The organism is Stenotrophomonas sp. JAG2, assembly GCF_041080745.1.
GTDB classification, from domain to species: Bacteria; Pseudomonadota; Gammaproteobacteria; order Xanthomonadales; family Xanthomonadaceae; genus Stenotrophomonas; species Stenotrophomonas maltophilia_AA.
Genome location: NZ_JBEUMH010000010.1, coordinates 102514 through 128347, shown reverse-complemented (window position 1 = coordinate 128347; position 25834 = coordinate 102514). Strand labels below are relative to the sequence as shown.

General features: G+C 68.4%; 25 protein-coding genes. 10 read left to right on the top strand and 15 right to left on the bottom strand.

The window, feature by feature from the left end:
* Positions 1 to 77: 77 nt before the first annotated feature.
* A complete protein-coding gene (locus AB9O74_RS14185; protein WP_369349690.1) occupies positions 78 to 2957 on the bottom strand; it encodes a VIT domain-containing protein in 2880 nt (959 codons plus the stop codon).
* Positions 2958 to 3105: 148 nt separating this feature from the next.
* Between AB9O74_RS14185 and AB9O74_RS14180 the strand changes: the two genes are divergently transcribed.
* A complete protein-coding gene (locus AB9O74_RS14180; protein ID WP_369349689.1) occupies positions 3106 to 4155 on the top strand; it encodes a DUF1176 domain-containing protein in 1050 nt (349 codons plus the stop codon).
* A gap of 28 nt (positions 4156 to 4183) precedes the next feature.
* Here AB9O74_RS14180 and AB9O74_RS14175 read toward each other — a convergent pair whose 3' ends face one another.
* The 9 genes from AB9O74_RS14175 to dapB all read right to left on the bottom strand — a co-directional run bounded on the left by AB9O74_RS14175 (position 4184) and on the right by dapB (position 14004).
* Positions 4184 to 4315, bottom strand: coding sequence for a hypothetical protein (locus AB9O74_RS14175; protein WP_369349688.1), 132 nt, complete (start codon positions 4313 to 4315; stop codon positions 4184 to 4186).
* Positions 4316 to 4366: 51 nt separating this feature from the next.
* Positions 4367 to 4795, bottom strand: coding sequence for a hypothetical protein (locus AB9O74_RS14170; protein ID WP_369349687.1), 429 nt, complete (start codon positions 4793 to 4795; stop codon positions 4367 to 4369).
* Position 4796: 1 nt separating this feature from the next.
* On the bottom strand, positions 4797 to 6461 hold the full coding sequence (gene recJ / locus AB9O74_RS14165; RefSeq protein ID WP_369349686.1) for a single-stranded-DNA-specific exonuclease RecJ: 1665 nt from the start codon (positions 6459 to 6461) through the stop codon (positions 4797 to 4799).
* 181 nt (positions 6462 to 6642) lie between these two features.
* A complete protein-coding gene (locus AB9O74_RS14160) occupies positions 6643 to 7563 on the bottom strand; it encodes a phosphoglycerate mutase (protein WP_369349685.1) in 921 nt (306 codons plus the stop codon).
* Between the two features lie 5 nt (positions 7564 to 7568).
* Positions 7569 to 8033: a transcription elongation factor GreA gene (greA, locus tag AB9O74_RS14155; protein ID WP_026069738.1), complete on the bottom strand. Its 465-nt coding sequence runs from the start codon at positions 8031 to 8033 to the stop codon at positions 7569 to 7571.
* Positions 8034 to 8041: 8 nt separating this feature from the next.
* Positions 8042 to 11284 carry a carbamoyl-phosphate synthase large subunit gene (carB, locus tag AB9O74_RS14150; RefSeq protein WP_354274408.1) on the bottom strand — a complete coding sequence of 1081 codons (3243 nt, stop codon included), beginning with the start codon at positions 11282 to 11284 and terminating at the stop codon, positions 8042 to 8044.
* A 54-nt stretch (positions 11285 to 11338) separates the two neighbouring features.
* Entirely contained in the window at positions 11339 to 11893 is a 555-nt protein-coding gene (locus AB9O74_RS14145) for a hypothetical protein (RefSeq protein WP_369349684.1), read from the bottom strand.
* Positions 11893 to 13023, bottom strand: a complete 1131-nt coding sequence (gene carA / locus AB9O74_RS14140; RefSeq protein WP_176989086.1) for a glutamine-hydrolyzing carbamoyl-phosphate synthase small subunit — start codon at positions 13021 to 13023, stop codon at positions 11893 to 11895. Before carA ends, AB9O74_RS14145 begins: the two co-directional genes overlap by 1 nt.
* Before the next feature lie 240 nt (positions 13024 to 13263).
* Positions 13264 to 14004: a 4-hydroxy-tetrahydrodipicolinate reductase gene (dapB, locus tag AB9O74_RS14135; RefSeq protein WP_346492129.1), complete on the bottom strand. Its 741-nt coding sequence runs from the start codon at positions 14002 to 14004 to the stop codon at positions 13264 to 13266.
* Between the two features lie 187 nt (positions 14005 to 14191).
* Here dapB and AB9O74_RS14130 point away from each other — a divergent pair, with 187 nt between their 5' ends.
* On the top strand, positions 14192 to 14593 hold the full coding sequence (locus tag AB9O74_RS14130; protein ID WP_369349683.1) for a MerR family transcriptional regulator: 402 nt from the start codon (positions 14192 to 14194) through the stop codon (positions 14591 to 14593).
* Positions 14594 to 14647: 54 nt separating this feature from the next.
* Positions 14648 to 15229, top strand: coding sequence for an NAD(P)H-dependent oxidoreductase (locus tag AB9O74_RS14125; protein ID WP_369349682.1), 582 nt, complete (start codon positions 14648 to 14650; stop codon positions 15227 to 15229).
* 54 nt (positions 15230 to 15283) lie between these two features.
* Here the strand turns inward: AB9O74_RS14125 and AB9O74_RS14120 are convergent, their stop codons facing one another.
* From AB9O74_RS14120 to AB9O74_RS14110, 3 genes are read right to left on the bottom strand one after another with little or no spacing between them, the layout of a single operon-like run.
* A complete protein-coding gene (locus AB9O74_RS14120; protein WP_369349681.1) occupies positions 15284 to 15538 on the bottom strand; it encodes a DUF6587 family protein in 255 nt (84 codons plus the stop codon).
* Positions 15538 to 17397, bottom strand: a complete 1860-nt coding sequence (locus tag AB9O74_RS14115; protein WP_369349680.1) for a ferrous iron transporter B — start codon at positions 17395 to 17397, stop codon at positions 15538 to 15540. The genes AB9O74_RS14120 and AB9O74_RS14115 overlap by 1 nt, the downstream gene beginning before the upstream one ends.
* Positions 17394 to 17651, bottom strand: a complete 258-nt coding sequence (locus tag AB9O74_RS14110; RefSeq protein ID WP_369349679.1) for a ferrous iron transport protein A — start codon at positions 17649 to 17651, stop codon at positions 17394 to 17396. Before AB9O74_RS14110 ends, AB9O74_RS14115 begins: the two co-directional genes overlap by 4 nt.
* A gap of 114 nt (positions 17652 to 17765) precedes the next feature.
* Between AB9O74_RS14110 and AB9O74_RS14105 the strand changes: the two genes are divergently transcribed.
* The 7 genes from AB9O74_RS14105 to AB9O74_RS14075 all read left to right on the top strand — a co-directional run bounded on the left by AB9O74_RS14105 (position 17766) and on the right by AB9O74_RS14075 (position 24510).
* Positions 17766 to 18554, top strand: a complete 789-nt coding sequence (locus AB9O74_RS14105; protein WP_319208088.1) for an enoyl-CoA hydratase-related protein — start codon at positions 17766 to 17768, stop codon at positions 18552 to 18554.
* A 10-nt stretch (positions 18555 to 18564) separates the two neighbouring features.
* Complete coding sequence (locus AB9O74_RS14100; protein WP_369349678.1) at positions 18565 to 18951, top strand: VOC family protein; 387 nt, start codon at positions 18565 to 18567, stop codon at positions 18949 to 18951.
* Between the two features lie 168 nt (positions 18952 to 19119).
* On the top strand, positions 19120 to 20013 hold the full coding sequence (locus AB9O74_RS14095; RefSeq protein WP_369349677.1) for a hydroxymethylglutaryl-CoA lyase: 894 nt from the start codon (positions 19120 to 19122) through the stop codon (positions 20011 to 20013).
* Positions 20010 to 22598 (top strand): EAL domain-containing protein, encoded by a 2589-nt coding sequence (locus AB9O74_RS14090; protein ID WP_346479426.1) that lies wholly within the window; start codon positions 20010 to 20012, stop codon positions 22596 to 22598. Before AB9O74_RS14095 ends, AB9O74_RS14090 begins: the two co-directional genes overlap by 4 nt.
* 52 nt (positions 22599 to 22650) lie before the next feature.
* A complete protein-coding gene (locus AB9O74_RS14085; protein ID WP_176989098.1) occupies positions 22651 to 23421 on the top strand; it encodes an SDR family NAD(P)-dependent oxidoreductase in 771 nt (256 codons plus the stop codon).
* Positions 23422 to 23489: 68 nt separating this feature from the next.
* On the top strand, positions 23490 to 24056 hold the full coding sequence (gene yeiP, locus AB9O74_RS14080; protein ID WP_121036675.1) for an elongation factor P-like protein YeiP: 567 nt from the start codon (positions 23490 to 23492) through the stop codon (positions 24054 to 24056).
* Positions 24046 to 24510, top strand: a complete 465-nt coding sequence (locus AB9O74_RS14075; protein WP_369349676.1) for a hypothetical protein — start codon at positions 24046 to 24048, stop codon at positions 24508 to 24510. The genes yeiP and AB9O74_RS14075 overlap by 11 nt, the downstream gene beginning before the upstream one ends.
* A 45-nt stretch (positions 24511 to 24555) precedes the next feature.
* Here AB9O74_RS14075 and AB9O74_RS14070 read toward each other — a convergent pair whose 3' ends face one another.
* A complete protein-coding gene (locus AB9O74_RS14070; RefSeq protein WP_369349675.1) occupies positions 24556 to 25293 on the bottom strand; it encodes an MliC family protein in 738 nt (245 codons plus the stop codon).
* Positions 25294 to 25396: 103 nt separating this feature from the next.
* Positions 25397 to 25792 (bottom strand): nuclear transport factor 2 family protein, encoded by a 396-nt coding sequence (locus tag AB9O74_RS14065; protein ID WP_346488925.1) that lies wholly within the window; start codon positions 25790 to 25792, stop codon positions 25397 to 25399.
* Positions 25793 to 25834 lie beyond the last annotated feature (42 nt).

Genomic DNA, 25834 nt, shown 5'->3' with positions numbered 1-25834 from the left:
AGCGCGACGGCGCCAACGGCGCCGTCCCCCTTGCCGACCATCGGTCAACGGCTGCCGGACTTACAAGCCGCTGGCGCTCATCGCACCTCGAACTCCCCCACCAGCACCGTCTCTGCCCGGTCCTTCAACCGCAGCGTGACCTGCTGGTCGTGCTGGTCGCGGCTGCCCCATTTGGTGCTCAGGCGCAGCATCAACGTGGTCGCGCCAGTAACCAATTGCTCGCGGCTCCCGAAGTAGTTCGCTTCGATCTTGTAGGTGCCCGGCTTGGCATCGCGCAACGAGAACTGCTCCGGGCCATAGCCGCCGGTGAAGTCCTGTGACATCTGCCCGCCTTGGTAGGTCAGCCGGTTGCCGTAGTACGCGCGCTCGCCATTGGGATCGGTGACCCACAGGTCCATGTCGCTGTTGTCGCTGTCCCAGCTCAGCACCACGCGCAGGTCCAGCGGCATCGCACGGCGCAGGCGCGGGTCGATGGCCGAGGCGTCGACGCGCTCGCGGGCGATCAGCCGGGTCAGCTCATCCAGCGCGATCAGCGAGATGCCGTCGAAGCGGCCATCCCACGGGCGCACCACCACTTCATACAGCGATGCCACCGCCGCCTGGCACTCCCCCGCCGCTTCGAGCGCCAGGCCGAGGTCACGGAAACTCTGCGGCTCCTCCTCGCCCATCGCCAGCACCTGGCGGAACACCGGCACCGCCAGCGCCGGCGCCTTGGCCTGCATCAGGCGATAGCCGAGCACGCGCAGTACGTGGCGGTTTTCCAGTTCCATCTCGGCCAGGTTGGAGAGCACGCGCAGGGCCAGGTCGCGCTGTCCGCTGGCCAGCAGCAGATCGGCCACGTCCAGATAGAAGGCGCTGCTGCCGGCATGCTGTTCGCGCTCCTGCAGATACAGCGGATACAGCTGCGCCGGCTTGGCATCGCGCAGGCGGCGTGCATAGGCCGAATCCGGTGCCCACGGTGCCAGGGTCAGGGTGATCTGCCCGTTGTTGGCCTTCGGTGCCGACTTGGCGCGGCGCTCGGTGGTGGCCTCTGCCTCATCGGAAACCGCCGAGGCGGTCAGCTCGACACGGTCCAGCGCCATCGGCGCCGCAGGTGCCGGCGGTGGCGCGGCCATCGCCATGGCGACTGGCGCGGCGACGGCGTGCACGTCCGGCTTGGGCCGCGGTGGCGCATCCTTGGGCCAGCGGGTATTCCACCACTGTTCGCGTTCGGCGAACTGGCGGGCGATGCCATCCAGGCGGCGTTTCCGCTCGCTTGCCAGGTCCGCCACCGTCACTGCATGGCGCTGGTCGTAGGCCGCGCGCAAGGGTGCAGGCGGACGGATGCCGTAACGCAGGTAGTCCTCCAACGTTTCAAGAACCAGCAGCGAGGTATCGGCGGTCACCACACCGAACTGCTGCGACAACGCCTTGGATGCCTGCGCCCCGGCCGGGTCCGCCGCCAGTGCTGCCAACCGGGCATTCGCCCATGCGTGGGCGACCAGGCCGCCTTCCACCCCACGTGCGTTCGCGACGCTGAGGGTGATCGGCTGCGGATCGCTGCCGCCACCGCGAAGAGACAGCAGCACCGTCGCATCGGGACGCAGGACGCGGCCGGTGACGCGGATCCAACCCTGCGTTGCGCTGGAGGCATCCACGTTCACGTCCTCCACGCCACGTGCCCGCACCTCGGCCACCTCGACGGGCTGCTGGAGCAGCAGCGGCATCACGCCTGGCACCTCCGCCTCGCTGCTCACCTGCAGCAGCTGGCCATGATGGGCGCTGGTCCAGGCGCGCAGGCGCGGTGTATCGGTCTTCGCACCGGCGCTGCTCAGCGCATACAGGCGTTGATCGGGCGACAGCGTGGGCAGCGTCTGACTGCCGTAGTTGGCCAGGCCATCGCTGACCAGCAGGTACTCGCCGATGGCAGGGTTCGGCGTCCAGTCGCCCAGTGCACTGGCGCCATCGTTGGGCAGCGCCCGCAGGTACTCGCGCAGTGCTGACCAGTCGCCCTTGTTGATGGTGAACTCCCGCGGCGTTTCGCTGCGGTCACGCAGCACGGTCAACTGGACCTGTCCGGTGCCGAGGGCCTGGAAGTAGCGATCCAGCACAGCGCGTTCAGCCGCACCGTTGCGTGTACCGGCCGAGCCCGATGCATCCCAGAGCAGGCCGATGCGCGCCGGCAGGACGCGCGCAGCGGTGGACGTGCGAACCGGCACGCTGGCCAGCAGATAGCGCTGCCCCTCATGCAGGCCAGTGACCACGTCCGTGCTGCGCGCGAGCGGAAGGTTCCACTGCAGGTGTGCAGGCAGATCCGCGCCGCGCCCTTGCCACTGCGCCGCATAGGCGCCGGATTTCAACGTGAACCCGAGGGGATTGACGCCCACGGCGACCGGCGTGCCCGTCCCGCTGGCCTCCAGCCGGACCGTCACCTGCTCCGCCTGACGTGCGAAGAACACGGGCAGTGACCACTGCAGGCCCTGCGGCACGGTCGGCAGGCTGTCGCGCAGCACCAGGCGGACGCGACGCTCACCGCGGGCCGGGATGGGATAGAGCCGCAGCCGGAACTGATTGCCGGCGGTCTGCTCCAGAAGCCCCGGATCGACCTGGCGACGCTCGATCGCCTCGAAGACCTGGCGGCCCTGCGCCTTGGGGACCGGCACCGCGTCGCGCAGCTCACCACCGATATCCAGTGCGAACCCGGCCACCTGTTGGCCCGCGGCCAGTGGGAACGCCAACTGCCCTTCCAGCACCCGGGCATTGGGATTGTGGAAGGTCATCTCGATCGTGGTTTCGCCCAGTCCCGCCATGACACGGCTGTCGATACGGGCCTCGGTCAGCCGCACCGGCACTTCGGCGCCCGCCACCTGCAGGATGGGCTGCCGTGGCGGTGGGAAACGCCGCGTCTGGGCGTGGACGCTGGGCAGCTGCCAGCACAGAAGAGCGAGCAGACCGATACTGCGCAGTGCGAGTCCCATGTGACGCTCCTGATCCGATGACACTTCCTTGAACGCATGGCGATCAACAACGGGGTTGAGCGCTGGCAACCGCCTGTTCAAGTCATGGACGCCTCACCCGTGCTGGGCCAAGATCGCCCTCCACGGATTGATGGACCAAGGATGCCGCATGCGCCTGTTGTTGACCGCCCCGCTGTTGATGGGGCTTGCCCTGCCCGGCTACGCCGCCGCCCCCGTTGAGGGCGTGACGTTCGGCCATCGCGACTGGATGCTGGCCTGCGACAACACCCGCACCTGCCGCGCCGCCGGTTACCAGGCCGATGAGAATGGTGGCGACCCGGTCTCGATCCTGCTGACCCGCGCGGGCGGGCCGGACCAGCCGGTGCACGCCGAACTGATGCTTGGCCAGTACGACGACAACACCTCCACCCAGCGGCTCAGCCTGCAGATCAATGGCGCCTCGCTCGGCCCGATGCAGTTCGATGCCGCCGAGGGCACCGCCACGTTTTCCGCGAAGCAGCTCGCGGCCCTGCTCGCTTCGCTGGCACGCAACAGCCGGATCGAGCTGATCGGCGACGACGGCGCACGCTGGACGGTGTCCGATAAAGGGGCGTCGGCCGTGCTGTTGAAGATGGATGCATTCCAAGGCCGCCTGGGCACGCCGGGCGCCCTGATGCGCAAAGGCACCCTCGCCGAGTCCTCGGTGCCGCCGGCACTGCCGGTGCCGGTCGTGCAGCTGGGCAAGCCGGTGGCGACCCGCCCGGCAGACGAGGCGCTGGCCGCATCACCTGCGCTGCGCGCCGCCCTCGCCGCGGTGACCTCGGCCGACGATTGCGAAGCACTGGGACCCAGCGGCAGCCTGTCGCCGGATGGCGAACCCGAAGCGCTGACGGTGCAGCGGCTCAGCGCCGACAAACTGCTGGTCTCGCTGAGCTGCTGGCGCGCCGCGTACAACACCGGTGATGGTTACTGGGTGGTCAACGACCGCGCGCCGTACCAGCCGCGGCTGGTCACCACGGCAGCCGTAGGTGATGACGTACGCACCATCCAGGAGGCGCACAAGGGCCGTGGCCTCGGCGATTGCTGGTACTCCACCACCTGGGGCTGGACCGGCACGGAGTTCGTGAGGACCGCTGGCAGCAGCACCGGCCTGTGCCGCCTGGTGGCCGCCGGTGGCGCCTGGGAAATGCCGACGCTGGTGACCAAGGTCCAGGAATAAACCATTACGCTGCCACGCGCGGCGATGCTCAGCCGTCGTCGTCTTCCCAGCCGTCGAAGGGGAACAGCGCGGGAAGAATCGTCTCCATGATCGCCATGCTCTGCATGACGGCGTGGTCGGCCGAGTACGGGCGTGAGAATACGGCGTGATGTGCGTGCACAGGCCTGTCCGGTGCGCTGGAGAGGTGCTCAACGTAGGCGGCCAGCAGACGTTACGCGGCCTGTTGGCGATCCGGACCGTCCTGCGCAGCGCGCAGCGCTGCATGCACGGGACGCAGCGCTTCGGGATCCGGCAGCGCGCAGGTATACGCCAGCGCGCCGGTCTGATCGTCTGCATCCCGGTAATCGTCCGGGTCGTCCGAAGGCTGGTAGCCCGTGGCCACGCAGCGGGTCCGGCTGAGTCGCGCCATCACCGCGGCAACCGCGTCGTCGACCGTGACCGGGCCGCTGGCTGTGCCATCTCCACTCTCGACCCGGGCGGCCAGTTCCTGCCGCAGCAGCCACGCCACGCTTTGCCGCGAGCCGTCCAGGTCCGGGAATTCGAAGCCCTCGCGGGCGGAGAGTTCGGTGCGGGCGGTCTCGTCACCCTGCAGCACGATGCGGCTCTGCAGATCGAAACGTTCGGTGGGCGATGGGAGCATGTCAGGCATCCGTGCAGTGCTCGATGATCAGCTGGATCGCGCCGCCTCCCCGGTAGTCATCACTGACCAGCCGATAGGCGATGTGGACGTGGTTGGCAGGCGCATTGCCGGTCCAGCCGCTGAAGTGGATCGCGCTGACCGGCTCGGGGCGGCCCGGCACGCGCAGGCTCAGCTTGAGGTGCTTTTCTTTGAGCACCTGCCAGCGTGCCACCTGGAAGTGGCCATCGAACAACGGCTCGGGGAAGCCCTGCCCCCACGGGCCCGCCAGGCGCAGCGCCTCGGCATGGGCGAAATCCAGCTCCTGCGGCAACAGCTCGCCGTCGGTGAGCAGCAGCTGCTGCAGCGAGAGCGGATCCAGCGTGCGCTCCACCACGTCCACGAAGGCCTGCTCGAACGCGGGGAGCTGCGCGTGCGGCAGGCTCAGGCCAGCGGCCATGGCGTGGCCACCGAACTTGTCGATCAGGCCCGGGTGCGCGGCGTTGACCAGGGCCAGCGCATCACGGATGTGGAAGCCGGGAATCGAGCGCGCCGAGCCACGCAGCGAATCGCCGCCCGGCTCGGACGGCGCGAAAGCGATCACCGGGCGATGCAGGCGATCCTTCATCTTGGAAGCGACCAGGCCGACCACGCCCGGATGCCATTCGGCATCGAACAGGCAGGCCGCGACCGGGCGCACACCCTCGGCACTCAGCACCGCACGGGACACCGCCAGTTCCGCGTCGTCGGTCATCAACTGCTGGACCGCGCGGCGCTCGGTATTGATCGACTCCAGTGTCGTGGCGATCTCACGCGCGTGGGCGCGGTCTTCGGTGAGCAGCAGCTCGATGCCCAGCGCCATGTCTTCCAGCCGGCCGGCGGCATTCAAACGTGGGCCTAGCGCGAAACCGATGTCGGTGGCGCTCAGCCGTGCCGGATCGCGTCCGCTGGCCTCGATCAGCGCCTGCAGGCCGACGCAGCCCTTGCCGCTGCGCAGCCGGCGCAGGCCGGCCGAGACCAGGGCGCGGTTGTTGTCATCCAGCGCCACCAGATCGGCGACCGTACCCACTGCGACCAGATCCAGCAGGGTCAGCAGGTCCGGTTCCGGCGTCGTGGCAAACGCGCCCTGCTCGCGCAGGTGGCGGCGCAGCGCCATCAACACGTAGAAGATCACCCCGACGCCGGCCAGCGCCTTGCTCGGGAAGGCATCGCCGCTGATGTTGGGGTCCACGATCGCATCCGCGGGCGGCAGGTGTTCGCCGGGCAGATGGTGATCGGTGACCAGTACTTTCCAGCCCAGTGCCTTGGCCGCGTTGACGCCGGCGTGGCAGGCGATCCCGTGATCGACCGTGACCAGCAGGCCGGGATTGAGCGGGGCCAGTTCGGCCACCAGCGATGGCGACAGCCCATAGCCGTGCAGCATGCGGTTGGGCACCGCGTGCACCACGTCGCGTGCGCCGAGCATGCGCAGGCCGCGTACGCCGACCGCACAGGCGGTGGCGCCATCACAGTCGAAATCGCCGACGATCAGGATGCGTTCGTTGTTGGCGATCGCATCGGCCAGCAGCGTTACCGCGGCCTGCATGCTGCCCAGCAGATCCGGCGCATGCAGCTGGGCCAGCTTTGGCTGGGCCTGCGCGGCATCGGTAACCCCGCGCGCGGCGTACAACCGCTGCAGCAACGGCAACATGGATGACGGCCACTCACTGACGGCGGCGGCAGGACGGCGCTGGATACGGGGTGCTTCAGACTGGGTCAAAACGGGCTCGATCAATGACGTGCGCGACCATGATACTGCCCGGGGAACGCATCCACACATGGCGTGGATGGCGCGCCGGGGACGGCCACTGGCCGGCGGTCCTTCGACGCACTCAGAGGTCGTGCAGCTGCACCGGCTTCTTCCAGAACCGCCAGCGCTGTCCCTTGTCGATCTCGACGCGGGTGCCGTCCTCGAAATCCAGGACCAGCCGCGTCAATTCCCCGCGCGCGATCGCCGCCAGCAGCGGCCGGATCGCATCGTTGCCCAACTGCTCCAGCGAACGCAGCTGGCGCAGGTCCACCAGGGCATCCACGGTCTGCTCGCCATCGGCCTGCAGGCCTGCGGCCTTGGCCAGTGCCTGCAGCAGCGCATCGCGGCTGCGGACCTGGGCATGCGCGGTGGTCACGCGTTCGGGCAGCTCACCACCGCCCCAGAACCACAACGAGTTGATCGCACGCTTGCCGTCGGCCACGCGCTGCTGGGTCCACGCGTGCTGGTGCAACACCACCTGCGCCTCGGTCAGCAGCGCACGCCAGCGGCGGCCTGCATCGCCTTCGGGCAGATGGGCAAACAGATCATCGCCGAGCACTTCATCGGGCTCGGCGAATACCGGCAGCGTGGTGCCGGGCGGGAGGCGCAGATACCAGCGGGACGGCACCGGGGCATCCAGCACGAAACCGTAGCCGGCAAACAACGGCTGCAAGGCAGGCAGCAGGTGCATCACATCGGCGAGATCGGGCCGCAGGGTATCCCCGTGCCCCATCAGGCGCGCGCCATGCATGTCCGGCACCACGTTGGCCGGATCGGCCCGCAGCCATACCGCCCCGTCGGCGTCGCCGACATCCAGCTGGCGGGTCAGGGCTGCGGCCGACCACGCGTCCGGCTGCGTCTGGAAATGCCGACGCAGCTGGGCGCGCTCGCCCGCCTCGGCGCTGCGGCGTTCCGCACGCCCCAGCGCCTTGGCGACGTCATCGGGCAGCGGCGCCGCCGGAAACCGGCTGCGCGCCGGCAGCAACAACGTCGCCGTGGCCATCGCCGTCAGTCCAGGTACTGGACGCTGACGATTTCGTACTCGCGCTGGCCGGCCGGTGCGTCGATGGTGACCGCATCGCCTTCCAGCTTGCCGATCAAGGCGCGGGCCAGCGGCGAGGAGATCGCGATCAGGCCCAGCTTGATGTCCGCTTCCAGGTCACCCACGATCTGGTAGCGCTTTTCTTCATCGCTTTCCACGTCCGACAGCTCGACGGTGGCGCCGAACACCACCTTGCTGCCGGCGTTGAGCTTGGTGATGTCGATGATCTCGGCATGCGAAAGCTCGCCTTCCAGCTGCTTGATGCGGCCTTCGATGAAGCCCTGCTCCTCGCGCGCGGCGTGATACTCGGCGTTCTCCTTGAGATCGCCGTGCTCGCGGGCCTCGGCGATCGCCGCGATGACCTTCGGGCGCTTGACCGACTTCAGGTGGTCAAGCTCTTCGCGCAGACGCTGCGCGCCCTTCAGGGTGATCGGTGCTCTCATGCGTTCAACTCCTTGTGCAGTTCCTGCAGCGACCAGACCGGGCCGGTCCCGCGGAATTCCAGTGATTGCACCAGCGCCATGGCGCCGGCGATGGTGGTCGAATAGGTCACGCGATGCTGCAGCGCTTCGCGACGGATCGAGAACGAGTCATTGATCGCCGCGCGACCTTCGGTCGTGTTGACGATGTAGACGATCTCGCCGTTCTTGATCGAATCGACGATGTGCGGACGGCCTTCGACAACCTTGTTGACGATCTCGCAGTCCATGCCGTGCTCCTGCAGCCACGCGCCGGTGCCACGGGTGGCGACCAGGGTGTAGCCGCGCTCGAGCAGGGCCTTGGCCACCGGCAGCACGCGCTTCTTGTCCGGATCACGCACCGAGACGAAGGCCTTGCCCAGCGGCGGCGCCTTGATGCCACCGGCTTCCTGCGCACGCGCGAAGGCGGCGCTGAAGCTGCGGCCCACGCCCATCACCTCACCGGTGGAGCGCATCTCCGGCCCGAGGATCGGATCGACGCCCTGGAACTTGGCGAACGGGAAGATCGCTTCCTTGACCGAGTAGTAGCCCGGCACGATTTCCTTGGTCGCACCCTGCTCGGCCAGGGTCTTGCCCGCCATGCAGCGCGCGGCGATCTTGGCCAGCGGCATGCCGGTGGCCTTGGAGACGAACGGCACGGTGCGCGAGGCACGCGGGTTCACTTCCAGCAGGTAGACGATGTCTTCGCCGTTCTCGCCCGCCTGGATCGCGAACTGGGTGTTCATCAGGCCGACCACGTTCAGGGCCTTGGCCAGCTCGACGACCTGGCGACGCAGCTCGGCCTGGGTTTCGGCGGACAGCGAGTACGGCGGCAGCGAGCAGGACGAATCGCCCGAATGCACGCCGGCTTCTTCGATGTGCTCCATGACGCCGCCGATCAGCACGTTGCCGTCCTTGTCGGCAATGATGTCCACGTCGACTTCCACGGCGTTGTCGAGGAAGCGGTCCAGCAGCACCGGCGAATCGTTGGAGACCTTCACCGCGTCGCGGACGTAGCGGGCCAGATCGGATTCACCGTAGACGATTTCCATCGCACGGCCGCCCAGCACGTAGCTCGGGCGCACCACCAGCGGGTAGCCGATCTCGCGGGCCAGCAGCAGGGCTTCCTGGTCGTTCCGGGCGATGCGGTTCGGCGGCTGCTTGAGGCCGAGCTTGTCGACCAGCTGCTGGAAACGCTCACGGTCTTCGGCCAGATCGATGGAGTCCGGCGAGGTGCCGATCACCGGCACGCCATTGGCTTCCAGCGCGCGCGCCAGCTTCAGCGGGGTCTGGCCGCCGTACTGCACGATCACGCCCTTCGGCTGTTCCAGCTCGACGATCTCCAGCACGTCTTCCAGCGTCAGCGGCTCGAAGTACAGGCGGTCGGAGGTGTCGTAATCGGTGGAGACGGTTTCCGGGTTGCAGTTGACCATGATGGTTTCGAAGCCATCATCGCGCAGCGCCAGTGCCGCGTGCACGCAGCAGTAGTCGAACTCGATGCCCTGGCCGATGCGGTTCGGACCGCCGCCCAGGATCATGATCTTGTCGCGGTTGCTCGGCGCCGCTTCGCACTCGTCCTCGTAGGTCGAATACAGATACGCGGTGCTGGTGGCGAACTCGGCGGCACAGGAATCCACGCGCTTGTACACCGGGCGCACCTTGTGGGCACGACGCAGCGCACGCACGGCCGCTTCGTTGGTGCCGGTCAGCTCGGCCAGGCGGGCATCGGAGAAACCGGCGCGCTTGAGCTTGCGCAGGCGCGCGGCGTCCAGCGCATCGATGCCATCGGCGGCCACCCCGGCCTCGGCCTGGATGATCTCTTCGATCTGGTCCAGGAACCACGGATCGATGTGCGACAGGGCGAACACGTCTTCCACGCTGAAACCGGCGCGGAATGCATCACCGACGAAGAACAGGCGCTCCGGGCCCGGGGCCTTGAGCTCGCGCTTGATCGTGGTGATGTCGTCTTCGTTGGACAGGTCCAGGCCGGTCGGGTCCAGGCCGATCTTGCCGGTTTCCAGGCCACGCAGCGCCTTCTGCAGCGACTCCTGGAAGGTGCGGCCCATCGCCATCACCTCGCCCACCGACTTCATCTGGGTGGTCAGGCGCGCGTCGGCGGCCGGGAACTTCTCGAAGGCGAAGCGCGGGATCTTGGTGACGACGTAATCGATGGACGGCTCGAACGAGGCCGGGGTCAGGCCGCCGGTGATTTCGTTCTTCAATTCATCCAGGGTGTAACCCACGGCCAGCTTGGCCGCGACCTTGGCGATCGGGAAGCCGGTGGCCTTGGAGGCCAGCGCCGAGGAACGCGACACGCGCGGGTTCATTTCGATCACGACCACGCGGCCGGTGGTCGGGCTGATGCCGAACTGCACGTTCGAACCGCCGGTATCCACGCCGATCTTGCGCAGCACGGCGATGGAGGCATCGCGCAGGCGCTGGTATTCCTTGTCGGTCAGGGTCTGGGCCGGGGCCACGGTGATCGAGTCACCGGTGTGCACGCCCATCGGGTCCAGGTTCTCGATCGAGCAGACGATGATGCAGTTGTCGGCGGTGTCGCGCACCACCTCCATCTCGAATTCCTTCCAGCCCAGCACCGACTCTTCCACCAGCACTTCGGTGGTCGGCGACAGCTCCAGGCCGCGGGTCACGATATCGACCAGCTCTTCGCGGTTGTAGGCGATGCCGCCACCGCTGCCGCCCAGGGTGAAGCTGGGACGGATGATGGTCGGATAGCCGACGCGGGTCTGGATATCGATCGCTTCTTCCAGCGTGTGCGCGACCGCGGCGGACGGGCACTCCAGGCCGATCTCACCCATGGCCACGCGGAACAGCTCGCGATCTTCGGCCATGCGGATGGCATCGCGCTTGGCGCCGATCAGCTCGACGTTGTACTTCTCCAGCACGCCGTTGTCGGCCAGGTCCAGCGCGCAGTTCAGCGCGGTCTGGCCACCCATGGTCGGCAGCAGCGCGTCGGGCTTCTCCTTGGCGATGATCTTCTCGACCGTCTGCCAGTTGATCGGCTCGATGTAGACGGCGTCGGCCATCTCCGGGTCGGTCATGATCGTGGCCGGATTGCTGTTGACCAGCACCACGCGGTAACCCTCGTCGCGAAGCGCCTTGCAGGCCTGCGCGCCGGAGTAGTCGAACTCACAGGCCTGGCCGATGACGATCGGGCCGGCACCGATGATGAGGATGGTTTTAAGGTCAGTGCGCTTGGGCATTGTCTTCTCTAAGTCTGGACAGCGAGGCAGATGGGGGTGATCGCACGCTGTCGATCAGGAAATATCGTCGGGGTTCAGCACGATCCGGCACTGGTCCTGCAGCGGCTTGGCCAACTGCGCGCCCAGTTTGTCCGGCATCGCCGGCCCGCTCTCGAACGACGCCACCAGCCGGCGATAGGCCGGGCTGCCGATGAAGGCGGCAAGCTGTGCGCGGTCCGTGCCTGCCAGACCAGCGCCGGCCTTGGCCTCGGTGTTCTCGGGGGTGGAATTGGCGAAGCCGCTCGCCAGCGCCTTGCCCGCCGGCGTGGCCAGGAAGCGCGACCACTCGGCGATCACCGCGTCGCCATCGCTGCCCAGACCCGTGATGATGGAACCACGGAACTGCGCATCCAGCAGATCGCGCACGGGGGCCTGCGCGCACTGTTGATCAGGGTCCGGCAGCGCCTTCAGCGCTGGCGTGGTGTCGATCACCAAACTGGCCATGGTGGTGCCCAGCGTGCCCAGGCCCAGCGTCTTCACCACCGCCGCCACGTCGGCATCGGCGGCGGGCGCAGCCTGCGCCACACCCGCGACACTCCACAGCAACGGCAGCAGCGCGAGGCTGCGCATCAAGCTTTCGCCTCGGCCATCAGCGCCACGAACCGGTCGAACAGCGGACCGACATCGTGCGGGCCCGGCGAGGCTTCCGGATGGCCCTGGAACGAGAACGCCGGCACGTCGGTGCGCGCGATGCCCTGGTTGGTGCCGTCGAACAGCGAGCGGTGGGTCACGCGCAGGGTGGCCGGCAGCGACGCTTCATCGACCGCGAAACCATGGTTCTGCGAGGTGATCATGACGCGACCACTGTCCAGGTCCTGGACCGGGTGGTTGGCGCCGTGGTGGCCGTGGCCCATCTTGACCGTCTTCGCGCCGGAGGCCAGCGCCAGCAGCTGGTGGCCCAGGCAGATGCCGAAGGTCGGCACCTTCTTTTCCAGGAAGGTCTTGATCGCGCCGATCGCGTAATCGCACGGTTCCGGATCGCCCGGGCCGTTGGACAGGAACACGCCGTCCGGATGCATCGCCAGCACTTCGGCGGCCGGGGTCTGCGCCGGCACCACGGTGAGCTCGCAGCCGCGCTCGGCCAGCATGCGCAGGATGTTCAGCTTCGCGCCGAAGTCATAGGCCACCACCTTGAAGCGCGGCGCCGCGTTGACGAAGGCGTTGCTGTCCAGATCCAGCTGGCCCTCGGTCCAGGTGTAGCTCTTGTCGGTGCTGACCACCTTGGCCAGGTCCATGCCCTTCAGGCCCGGGAACTTGCGCGCCGCTTCCAGCGCCGTGTCCACGTTCAGCCCTTCGCCAGCCATCAGCGCACCGTTCTGGGCGCCGCGCTCGCGCAGGATGCGGGTCAGCTTGCGGGTATCGATGCCGGAGATGGCGACCACGCCGCGCTGCAGCAGCCAATCCTGCAGCGACACCTGGCTGCGCCAGTTGCTCGGGCGGCGCGGGACATCGCGCACGATCAGGCCGGCCGACCATACCTTGGCCGCTTCATCGTCCTGGTCGGTCATGCCGGTGTTGCCGATATGCGGGTAGGTCAGCGTGACCATCTGCCGGGCGTAGGAAGGATCGGTCAACACTTCCTGATAGCCGGTCATGGCGGTGTTGAACACCACCTCACCGACGGACAGGCCGGGCGCGCCTACGGATTCGCCCTCGAATACGGTGCCGTCTTCGAGGACGAGGATTGCGGCTTGGGTCACGGAAATCTCACTTTGGCTACCGAGGGGTCGCCGAAGTCACGCCTGCGCTTCACGAAAAAGCGGCTGCAAAAAAGCGCGGACTGCGGTTCTGGACCGGTCCGGCTGTCGTGATTCGGCGAGCGGGAATTGTAAAGGGAAGCCGGGTGCGACGCCAGTATCCGCGTGCAATTGCCCTGTTCAGGCCGACAAAGGGCGCAGCGCCGGTTCAGGCGCGCGCCCCGCTGGCCCCCCGGGCCCCATTCAGACGGCAGGCGGCGGAGTGGCCCCATCCACCAGGTCGCGCACGCGGTAGCTGCCCGGCGCACGGCCCGGCAGCTGGCGGGCGGCAAACAGCGCCCCTCGGGCGAAAATGTCGCGGTTGGTCGCCCGGTGGGTCAGCTCGATGCGCTCGCCCAGCCCGGTGAACTGGACCAGGTGCTCACCGACGATGTCGCCGGCGCGCAGGCTGGCGTAGTGCGGCTCGGCCCCGCCCTTCTCCGCCGCTGCGCCCAGGGTCAGGGCAGTGCCCGAGGGCGCGTCCTTCTTCTGGGTGTGGTGGGATTCGACGATGTCGCAGTCCCAGCCCTTCAGGGCGGCGGCCGCACGCTCGACCAGCTCGTCCAGCACCGCCACGCCCAGGCTGAAGTTGGAGGCCCAGACCAGCGGAATCCGGCCTGCCGCCTGGATCAGCGCCTGGCGCTGCGCCTCGCTGATGCCCGTGGTACCGGAGACGAAGCCGGCACCGCGCTCCACGCACAGCGCCAGCACCGGATCGAACCCCTCGGGCAGGCTGAAATCGATGGCGACGTCGAACTGGGGCGCACCGGCCAGCTCACTGCTGGCGAAATGCGGCACGCCCTCGACCACGCGCTGGGCCGGCGAGCGGCGGGTGACCGCAGCCACGACCTGCAGGGCGGGGGTGTCGGCGGCAAGGCGGAGCAGTGCCTGGCCCATGCGGCCGGAGGCACCGTGGACGAGCAAACGTAGGGGAGTGGTAGTCATGCCCGCAGGCTAGCGGGTGGCAACGACGATGTACAAGAGGAAAACCACCCGCGGCTTGCTACGCTGGCCGACCGGTCCCTCTGGCAGCCTCTCCATGCAGCGTTCGCAGCGCCTTCCCGTCACCCGCAGCGCACCCGACCTCGGCCATCACCTGGCGGTGCATGGCGGTCGGATGCGGGATTGATCCATGCGCATCTCCGACATCGCCCGACGCAGCGGCGCGAGCCAGAAGGCCATCCGCCTGTATGAAGCACGGGGCCTGCTGGCGCCGATCCCGCGGGTGAATCGCTACCGCGACTACAGCGAACAGGATCTCCACCTGGTCCAGCTGATCCGCCAGGCGCTGACGCTGGGGTTCCGCCTTGCCGACGTGGCCTGCCTGCGTCGTGCCGATGGCGGCATCGATTGGCCACGCGTGCAGACACTGCTGGTCACGCGCCAACTGGCGGTGCGCGCAGACATGGAGCGCCTCCACCAGCTTGACCAGGCACTCAGCGTTCTACGCGATGAGGTGGCCGACCTCGTCGTCCACGGGGATACCGGCGCACTGGAAAGCTGCATGGCTGCTGGCGACTGCCGGGCCGCTTGACTCTGCCCCATGGGGCAGACCGCAGGCTTGCGCTCCCCTCCTGCGAGTTCGCCCATGTCCCGCTCCATCGTCATCCTGCTTGGCCACCCCGACCGTGACAGCCTGTGCGGCGCAATGGCCGAGCGCTACCGGGACGCCGCGCAGGCGGCCGGGCACTGCGTCCACCTGTTCGCCCTGGGCGAGGCCGATTTCGATCCTGTCCTGCGCCATGGCTACCGGCAGATCCAGCCGCTGGAGCCGGACCTGCAGGAGATCATGGCCGCCATTGCCCAGTGCAACCACCTGGTGCTGGTCTACCCGACCTGGTGGGGCGGCATGCCGGCACTGTTGAAGGGCTTCTTTGACCGTGCCTTCCTGCCTGGCGTCGCATTCCGCTATCGCAAGGATTCGGTGTGGTGGGACCGGTTGCTCAGTGGGCGCAGCGCGCGGGTGATCACTACCCTGGACACCCCGCCCTGGTACTACCGTTGGGTGTACCGCATGCCGGGATATCAGCAGATCCGCCGCACGATCCTGGAATTCTGCGGGATCAAGCCGGTCAGGATCAGCGGATTTGGCCCGGTGCGCAGCACCACGCTGGCGCAGCGTGAGGCCTGGTTGCGGCAGGTGGAGCGACTGGGCAGCCAAGGCCGCTGACCGTGCTGACCGTGGTCCTGCAGGAGAAGCCACGCAGGGCGTGGATCCCGCCCCTCAGTGCTGCTTCGGCGGCGTCGGCCCACAACTGTCGCAGCCGCCACACGCACCACCGCCACCCGTGGCCGGTGGCGCGATCCTGCGGCCCAGCGCCTGCAGCCAGGCGGCACGCTGCGGCTTGACCAGCCCCAGCGCGATCGCCCCGCGCGCCCGGCGCACGGTGCCCGGGAACTGCTTCTTCATCACCACCCACGCGCTGACCAGCACGGCCAGCGCGATCACGACGTACTGCAGCAGCAGCCCGGTCTCCATCAGCCGCCGCCCAGTGCCACGGTCACCTGGTAGGTGATCAGTGAGGCGATGTAGGCGGCCGCGAACAGGTAGAACGTGGCAAAGCCCATCTGCTTCCACGAGTTGGTCTCGCGCTTGATCGTGGCCAGCGTGGAGATGCACATCGGGGCGTAGATGTACCAGACCAGCAGCGACAGCGCGGTGGCCAGCGACCAGCCATCGCTGATCAGGGGCGTCAGTGCCTGGCTGGCCGCATCGTCATCGGCGGCGGACAGTGCGTACACCGTGGCCAGCGAGGCCACCGCCACTTCGCGCGCGGCCAAACCCGGGATCAGCGCGATGCAGATCTGCCAGTTGAAGCCCAGCGGCGCGAAGAACACCGCCATCGCGTGACCGATCTGGCCGGCGAAGCTGTAGTCGATCGCCGGCATCGTGGCGTTCTCCGGCGCCCCCGGGAACGACAGCAGGACCCACAGCAGGATGGTCAGCGCCAGGATGATGCCGCCCACGCGCTTGAGGAAGATCATGCCGCGCTCGTACAGCCCGACCGCCAGATCGCGCGGGTGCGGGATGCGGTAGGACGGCAGTTCCAGCATCAGCGGATGCTCGCTCTTGTCGCGGCGCCACTTCTTCATCGTCCACGACATCAGCAGCGCGCTGACGATGCCGGCCGCGTACAGCCCGAACAAGACCAGGCCCTGCTGGTTGAACACGCCCCAGATCTGCTTCTGCGGGATGAAGGCGCCGATCAGCAGCGCATACACTGGCAGGCGCGCCGAACAGGTCATCAGCGGAGCGACCAGGATCGTGGCGAGCCGGTCGCGCGGGTCCTGGATGCTGCGGGTGGACATGATGCCCGGCACCGCGCAGGCGAAGCTGGACAGCAGCGGGATGAACGAGCGCCCGGACAGGCCGGCCGCAGCCATCATGCGATCCAGCAGGAAGGCCGCGCGCGGCAGGTAGCCCGACTCCTCCAGCGCCAGGATGAAGGCGAACAGGATCAGGATCTGCGGCAGGAACACGATCACCCCGCCGACGCCGGCGATGATGCCGTCGGTGAGCAGGCTGTTGAGCGGGCCTTCCGGCAGCGCGCCCCCGATCCACCCACCCAGTGCGGCGGTCCCGGCCTCGATGAGGTCCATGACCGGGGTGGCCCAGGCGTAGACGGCCTGGAAGATCAGGAACATCACCACCGCCAGGGTCAGCAGCCCGAACACCGGGTGCAGCAGCCAGCGGTCCAGCGCGTCGTCGATCTTCGCCGTGCGCGTCGGCATGCTCACCGAGGCGGAGAGGATGTCGCGCACCTGGGCGTGGTAATCGGTCTCGGCTGCGGGCACTGCCACCGGCGCCTGCAGGTGCGGCACCATCGCATCCAGGCGCTCGACCAGCCTGGCCGCGCCATTGCGACGCACCGCCACGGTCTCCACCACGGGCACGCCCAACGCCTGTTCCAGCGCCTGCACGTCGATCTTGATGCCGCGGCGCTCGGCCGCATCCACCATGTTCAGCGCCACGATCATCGGCTTGCCCAGCTCGCGCAGCTCCAGCGCGAAGCGCAGGTGCAGGCGCAGGTTGGTCGCATCGATCACGCACAGCAGCACGTCCGGGGCGGCCTCGCCGGGGTAGAAGCCCCGGCACAGATCACGGGTGATCGCCTCGTCCAGGCTGGCCGGCTGCAGGCTGTAGGCGCCGGGCAGATCGAGCACGGCGAACTCGCGGCCGGACGGCGCACGCAGGCGACCTTCCTTGCGCTCGACGGTGACGCCGGTGTAGTTGGCCACTTTCTGGCGGCTGCCGGTCAGCTGGTTGAACAGCGCGGTCTTGCCACTGTTGGGGTTGCCGACCAGGGCGATGCGCAGGGCGTTGGTCGCGGTGCTCATGCGTAGGCCTCCCGCGCCTGCAATGCGGTGACCACGATACGGGCGGCCTCACTGCGGCGCAGCGCGAAGCGCGTGAACCCGACCTGCACCAGCAGTGGCTCGGCGCCGACCGGCCCACGGGCGACCAGACGCACCTCTTCCCCTTTGACGAAGCCAAGCTCCTTCAGTCGGCGGGCGATCGCATCGTTTGCGTGTAGTTCCTGCACGGACTCCACCACGGCGGAGCTGTACAGCGCCAGATCGGACAACGTCACGGAGCGCCTTCTCGATGATAGGAATGGTTATCAATTCTACCATCGACGCGCCGCGGCATTGCCCGTGACCCATGGCCCGCTATGATCTGTACATGTAACGGAGCAAGCCGACCCATGAGTGATGCACTACGGATTGAACGCAGCGCCTCGGTGCTGACCCTGTGGCTGAACCGCCCGGCCCTGCACAACGCCTTCGACGCCTCGTTGATCGCTCAGCTGACGGCCGCCCTGGAGGCCGCCGGCCGCGACGACCACGTCCGCGCGGTGGTGCTGGCCGGCGAAGGCGCCTCGTTCTCGGCGGGCGCGGACATGCAGTGGATGCGTGGCATGGCCGCCGCCAGCGAGGAAGACAACCGCCAGGACTCGCTGGCGCTGGCCCGCCTGATGCGGACCCTGGACGAGCTGCCCAAGCCAACCATTGCCCGCGTCCAGGGGGCCGCCTTCGGTGGCGGGGTCGGCCTGGTCGCCTGCTGCGACATCGCCATCGCCAGCACCAGCGCCCGCTTCGGGCTGACCGAAAGCCGCCTGGGCCTGCTGCCCGCGGTGATTTCGCCCTATGTCATCGATGCGATCGGCCCCCGCCAGGCGCGTCGCTGGTTCGCCACCGGCGAGCATTTCGATGCCGAGACCGCCCTGCGCATCGGCCTGGTCCACCAGCTGATCGAGCCGGAACGGATCGACGAGGCCGTCCAGCGCCAGCTTGGCCTGCTCGACAAGGCCGGCCCGGTGGCCTCGTCCTCGGCCAAGGACCTGGTCCGCCGGGTCGCGCTGGGCCGCGACCGCGATGCCACCGACCGCGACAACGCGGCCCTGATCGCCCGCCTGCGGGTCTCGGCCGAAGGCCAGGAGGGCCTTGGGGCCTTCCTCGACAAACGCGCCCCGCATTGGGTCACCCAGGACTGAGGAAAGCGTCATGCTCGACCACGTTGGCATCCGCTGCGCCGATTTCGCGCGCAGCCTGGCGTTCTTCCAGCAGGCCCTGGCCCCGCTGGGCATCTCGGTGGTGATGCAGGTGTCGGCCGCCCAGACCGGCGATCACGACCATGCCGGCTTCGGCCGCACGGGCAAGCCGGACTTCTGGATCGGCAACGCGCCCGGTGCCCACGGGGGCGTGCACGTGGCCTTCAGCGTCGGCCGCCGCGCCGACGTGGACGCCTTCCACCGCGCCGCACTGGCGGCCGGCGGCACCGACAATGGCGCCCCCGGCATCCGCGAGCACTACCACCCCGATTACTACGGGGCCTTCGTGCTCGACCCGGACGGCAACAACATCGAAGCGGTCTGCCACCACCCCGGCTGACCGCCCCACGCCGGCGGGATGGCCGCTTTGTCGCCCATCCCGCGTATCCCTTTTTCGTGGCCTGCCGGGGACCGTGGGCCGCCTTTCGTCTGACAGGAATCTCCGTGACCTCTACCCCGCCCCGCCCCCTGCTGGTCGTCCGTCGCTCCGTTCGCGGAGGACTGGCCCATGGATGATTTCGTCCGCATCGTCGAGGTCGGCCCGCGCGACGGGCTGCAGAATGAAGCCCAGCCGGTCGCCACCGCCGACAAGATCGAGCTGATCCGCCAGCTCTCGCTCACCGGGCTGCGCACCATCGAGGCCACCAGCTTCGTCAGCCCGCGCTGGGTGCCACAACTGGCCGACGCCGCCGAGGTCTATACCGGGATCGACCGCCTTCCCGGCATCGACTACCCGGTGCTGGTGCCCAACGAACAGGGCTACGACCGTGCCCGCGCGGTGGGTGTCCAGGAAGTGGCGGTGTTCACCGCCGCCTCGGAAACGTTCAACCGGACCAATACCAACGCCGGCATCGAAGAGTCGCTGGCGCGCTTCGCGCCGATCCTGGAGCGGGCCAAGGCTGATGGGGTCAAGGTGCGTGGCTACGTGTCCACCGTGCTCGGTTGCCCATACCAGGGCGAGGTCGCGGTGAGCGGGGTGGTGCGCGTCGCCCGTGCGCTGCACGAGATGGGCTGTTACGAAATCTCGCTCGGCGACACGATCGGCGTCGGCACCCCGCGCAAGGCACGCGCGATGCTCAAGGCCGTCGCCAGCGAGCTGCCGATGGCCGCGCTGGCCGTGCACTTCCACGATACCTATGGCCAGGCGCTGGCCAACATCGATGCCTGCCTGGAAGAAGGCGTGCGCGTGGTCGACTCGGCCGTCTCCGGTGCGGGCGGCTGCCCGTATGCCAAGGGCGCCAGCGGCAACGTCGCCAGCGAGGACGTCGTCTACATGCTGCACGGCATCGGCATGCGCACCGGCATCGATCTGCCGGCACTGGCCGCCACGGGGCGCTGGCTTGCCGCGCGCCTCGGGCGCGAGACCGGCAGCAAGGCTGGCAAGGCGCTGGCGGCGACATGAAAAGCGGCGGCCGGCGCAAGGACGCTGCGGTCGGTGATCACCTCACCGCCCACGTCCACGCGCTGGCCGCCCTGGAGCATGCACTGGCCCGCTCGCCGGGTGAGCTGCGCGGCCTGCTGGAGAATGTCCAGCAGGCCCTGCAGGAAGCCATGGACGAGCGCCAGCTGGCCCTGCGTCGCTATGCCGCGCTGTTCGATGCGGTCCCGGACCCGGTCAGCATCCTCAGCGAAAGCGGCGTGGTGCTGGACCTCAACAAGGCCGGCGTGCGCGCCTACGGCCGCCCCCGCGAGGAGATCGTCGGGCAGCCGATCGAGCTGTTGAACCCCGACCTGCCCGGCGACCATCTGGACCCGGTCTGGGAGGCCCTGCACCGGGGCGAAACCTATGTCATCGAAGTCACCAACATGCGCGGCGACGGCAGCCGGTTTCCCGTCGAGGTGCATTCGGCCGGCTTCGAACACCAGGGCGAGCACTGCATCGTGGCGGTGGCCCGGGATCTGAGCAGCCGCTGGCAGGCCGAATCGCGCTACCGGCTGCTGATGGAATCGATCGACAAGGGCGTGATCCTGTTCGACCGCCAGCTGCGCGTGGTCTCGGCCAACCCGGCCGCGCACCGCATCCTCGGCACGGCCGGCAATGGCGGCAGCCTGCAGGCGATGCTGGCGCCGGAAGACTGGATCAGCGTGGACGAGCACGGTCACCCGCTCACCCGCGAGCAGTGGCCGGCCAGCGTTTCGCTGCAGAGCGGCCGCATCGTGCGCAGCACCATCGTCGGCCTGTACCATCGCCCGCGCGGGCGGATGATCTGGATCTCCACCACCAACGTGCCGGTGTACGGCAACGGGCGCGATGCACCGGACCATGTGTTCGCGCTGTTCAGTGACATCACCGAACTCAAACGGAACAACACCCTGTTCGACCGCGCGCAGTCACTGGCGCACATCGGCGGCTGGGAGTGGGACCGTGGCCTGCAGCGCCTGTACCTGACCGACGAGGCGACCCGCATCCTCGGCCAGGCGCTGCCGATGCGCGACATGGCCGAGCTGCTCGAATGCCTGCGCCTGGATGACCGTTCGCAGCTGCAGCAGGCATTGCTGGACGTGATCGACAAACAGGTCTCCTTCGAGCTGGAACTGCAGGGCCAGCGCAGCGACGGCCACTCGTTCTGGGTGCGCATGATCGGCGAGGCCGAGGCCGGGGATGTGGATGCCGCGCGCATCGCCGGCACCGTGCAGGACATCACCGCGCGCAAGCAGGCCGAGGAGACACTGCGCATCCAGGCGCGCACCGATCCCCTCACCGGGATCATGAACCGCGACGCGGTGCTCAATGATCTGGCCACGCGCATGGCCAACCCGACGCACTGCCGGGTTGCCGTGCTGTACATCGATCTGGACCGGTTCAAGATCGTCAACGATCTGCTCGGCCACAACGCCGGCGATGAACTGCTGATCGATGCCACCCGCCGCATCGCCACGGCGATCGGCACCGAAGGATTGCTGGCGCGGTTCGGCGGCGACGAGTTCCTGGTGGTCTGCGATACCCGCGACCAGGCCGACCAGCCCGAGCAGCTGGCCGAGGCCATCACCCGCGCCTTCAGCACACCGTTCCGTTTCGGCGCCGACGAGTTTCCGGTGACCACCAGCATCGGCATCGCGCGCGCGCCGCAGGACGGACTGCGCCCCCAGCAGCTGATCCAGAACGCCGACATCGCCATGTACGACTGCAAGCGGCGCAGCCGCAACGGCTGGCAGGTATTCTCGCCCGAGCTGGCCCAGCGCCAGCACGATCGCCTGCAGATCGAGAGCCGCCTGCACCGCGCGCTGGACGACGATGAGTTCCATCTGGTGTACCAGCCGCAGGTCAACCTGCACAGCGGCCAGCTGATCGCCGCCGAGGCACTGATCCGCTGGCGCAACACGCAGCTGGGCGAGCTGCGTCCGGATATCTTCATCGGCCATGCCGAGAACACCGGCGACATCGTCCGGATCGGCCTGTGGGTGCTCCGCGAGGCCTGCCGGCAGGTACGCCGCTGGCAGGATGACGGGCTCGGCATCGTACGGGTGGCGGTCAACGTGTCCTACCGGCAGTTCGTCGGCGAAGACCTGGCCCGGCACGTGCGCGCGGTGCTGGATGAGTTCCACCTGCCCGGCAGCGCGCTGGAGCTGGAGTTCACCGAACGGGTCCTGATCGAGGACGCGCCGGACACCCTGCGCACCTTCGCGCAGCTGCGCGAGATGGGCGTGCTGCTCACCATCGACGACTTCGGCGAAGGCTACAGCGCGCTGAACTACCTGCGCCGGCTGCCGATCCACGGACTCAAACTGAGCCAGCTGTTCGTCGAGGGGGTCCCGGGCAACCGCTCGGATGTCGCCGTCTGCGAAGCCGTGTGCGGGATCGCCCGCAGCCTCGGGCTGGGACTGGTGGCCGAGGGCATCGAATCGGAGGCCCAGCGCCAGTTCCTGCAGACCCTGGGGGTGTCGGTCGGCCAGGGCTTCCTGTTCGCGCCGGGGCTGGCACCGGATGAGTTCGCCCGGCGGCTGGCGCTGCGCGCGAGGGTCGCCGTGGGCAGTGCACAACAGTGATCGCGACCGCTTCCGTTAGAATCGGCGGTTCTTGAACCAGCGGGATCGTGCAATGCAGCTGTCTTCTGTCCGCGCCGTCATCACCGGCGGTGTCTCCGGCCTCGGCTTGTCCGTGGCCCAGCACCTGGTCGCTCACGGCGCCAAGGTGGCCCTGTTCGATCTCAATGACGAGAAGGGTGCCGCCGCCGTGGCCGAACTGGGCCAGGCCAATGCGCGCTACTACAGCACCAACGTCAGCGATGAAGCCGCCGTGGCCGCGCAGATCGAGGCCGCCTGCGACTTCCTGGGCGGGCTGAACGTGGCGGTCAACTGCGCCGGCATCCTCGGCGCCGGCCGCGTACTGGGCAAAGAAGCGCCGATGCCGCTGGCCAACTTCCAGGGCACGGTGATGGTCAACCTGGTCGGCAGCTTCAACGTCGCCAAGGCCGCCGCCAACCGCATGCAGCACAACACCCCGGGCGAGGACGGCGAGCGCGGCGTGATCATCAACACCGCCAGCGTGGCCGCCTATGAGGGCCAGATCGGCCAGGCCGCCTATGCCGCCTCCAAGGGCGGCGTGGTCAGCATGACCCTGCCGATGGCCCGCGAGCTGTCGCGCTTCGGCATCCGCGTGATGACCATCGCCCCGGGCATCTTCTGGACCCCGATGGTCGACGGCATGCCGCCGGCCGTGCAGGAATCGCTGGCCGCCTCCATCCCGTTCCCGCCGCGCCTGGGCAAGCCGGACGATTTCGCCGGCCTGGTCGCCTACATCCTGGGCAACACCTATCTCAACGGCGAGACCATCCGCCTTGACGGCGCCGTGCGTCTGGCGCCGAAGTAAGCGAGCACGCAACCCGCTGGGTGCCCGGTTCCGGCACCCGCCACCTCCACGAACCGACCTTCATTCCCATGAAAGCCAGCGACATCAAGAAAGGCAACGTCGTCGAATTCAACAACGGCGTCTACCAGATCCGCGACATCGAACGCAGCTCCCCGCAGGGCCGCGGCGGCAATGTCCGCTTCCGTTTCATCATGTACAGCGTGCCCGGCGGCAACAAGCTCGATTCCAGCTTCGATGCCGACGACAACCTGCCGGAAGTCGAACTGCTGCGCCGCCAGGCGACCTACTCGTACATGGACGGCGACGCCTTCGTCTTCCTGGACGACGAGGACTACACCCCGTACATGGTCGACGCGGACGTGCTCGGCGATGACGCCGGCTACATCACCGATGGCCTGACCGGCATCTACGTGCAGGTGATCGACGAGACCCCGGTGGGCGTACAGCTGCCGACCAGCGTGGTGCTGGAAGTGGTCGAGACCCCGCCGGAGCTCAAGGGCGGCACCGCCACCAAGCGCCCGAAGCCGGCCAAGCTGAGCACCGGCATCGAGATCATGGTGCCGGAGTACATCGCCAACGGCGAGCGCGTGCTGGTCAACACCACCACCGGTGAATTCGCCGGCCGTGCCGACTAAGCGGTCCGCTCCGACCGTCCTGCTCCTGCTGCTCGCGGCGTGCTCGCCGCGGGCGGTGGAGAGCGAGACGCTGGACCCCGAAGCCGCGGCCGCCGCGGCAGCGGTCGATACCACCGGCAATGCACGCTGCGACGTGCCTGCCGAGCTGTTCGTGGCCGAAGACATCCGCATGTACTGCGCGATGCCGGGCGACGTGCAGGCGTTCCTGGGCCGCGAAAGCGCGTGCCAGCACTTCGCCGGCGAAGAAGCCTACGACGAGGACCGCGCCCGCGAACTGGCGTATGCGATCCATGAGTACTGCGACGACCGCGCCGGGCTGTTCAACCAGCTTCTGCAGCGCCATGCGGACAATTGCCTGGTGCACACCGAGCTGATGCTGCTCGGCACCCGCAACGAACTGGTCCTGGATACGCGCAGCCGCGCGCTGCCCAATCCCTGCCCGCGCGGCATGTGATGCCTCACCGGACGCGCACGCGCGCATCCGGTGACGACGGATCGATCAGGGCTTGGCTGCCAGCGACGGCGCACCGGCAAAATCGCCACACCCATGGTACTGGCGCGCACCGACCGTCAGCATCGCGGTGGCCCCGAAGGCCTGGCCGCTCATATCGTCCTGGCACACCGTGCGCTGGAAAGTCAGCTTGACCGGGGTGCCATCGGCGGCGGTACCGGACCAGCCATCACGGCCCTGCGTGGGGCTGGGAATCTCGAGCTTGCGCTCGCCGTAATCCATCTCGATGTGCAGCGCCGGCGTCGCACCCGCACCGACCTGGGCCAGCCAGCCGGGCTCGTTGCCGGTCGCGCGGAACCCGTCCGCCGCATCGGCATCCGCATTGGCCGTGGGGTTGGCCGGCGGTGCTTCGCCGCCCTGCTCGCCGGTGCCGGTGCAGGTGCGATCCGGCTCGCCCTTGAGGATCAGGATCCCGTCGGTGGTGCCCTTGGTCCAGAATTCGTTGCCCTGCCCATCGCCATACTTGGCACCGGATGCGGCCGGCTGCGACGACATCGGGAAGGTGCGGTCGCCCACCACCACCGTCGCCGAATCCTGGCCGCGGTAGGTGGCATGCACTTCCAGCTCGCCACAGCGGAAGGCGTAGCTGCGCTCATCGGCCGTGGAGGCATCGAGGGGGGGCGGCGCTTCGCTGCCGTCGGCGGCGGGGCTGCTCTCGGTGGCCGGTTGGCAGGCGGCGAGTACGCCGGTAACGGCCAGGCTCAACAACCAGGGAGATGCGCGCATGAGGAACTCCTTGCGATAACGTCGACAACACTTGATCGTACCTGCCGCGCCGTGAGAACAGGTGAAGCGGCGCTGACCCCGCCCGCCCTGCTGAACGCGCGGTTCAGTGCAGCGGTGGCGATGCAGGGAGCACGCACATCGACAGCAGATGCACGCCCGGCGCGGCGCTGCTGCGCGTCCAGACCCGCAGCAGGCGCATCGTGTGCAGGCGCCTGCCGTGCTCGCCATCGAGGTGGATGCGCAGCTCGCCGGTGACCAGCACCATCGCGCCGCAGGCGAGCTGCTCGGTCTGCTGCCGCTCGATCGCGGCGATGCGGATGCGCCGTGCGTTCCAGCCCGCCAGCAGCGGGGACGCATCCTGGCGGTGGCCAGCGTGGTCGGTCAGGAACAGTGCCGGCGACAGCAACGCACGCAACTGCTGCGGCTGCCACTGGACCAGCGCATCCCAGAGCCGCGCCTCGGCTGCCTCGACGTGTGCCGGTTGCAGAAGCGCGTTCATGTGTGCACCCGCCATCGTCGCAGCGTCACGCGCCCGCCGCGC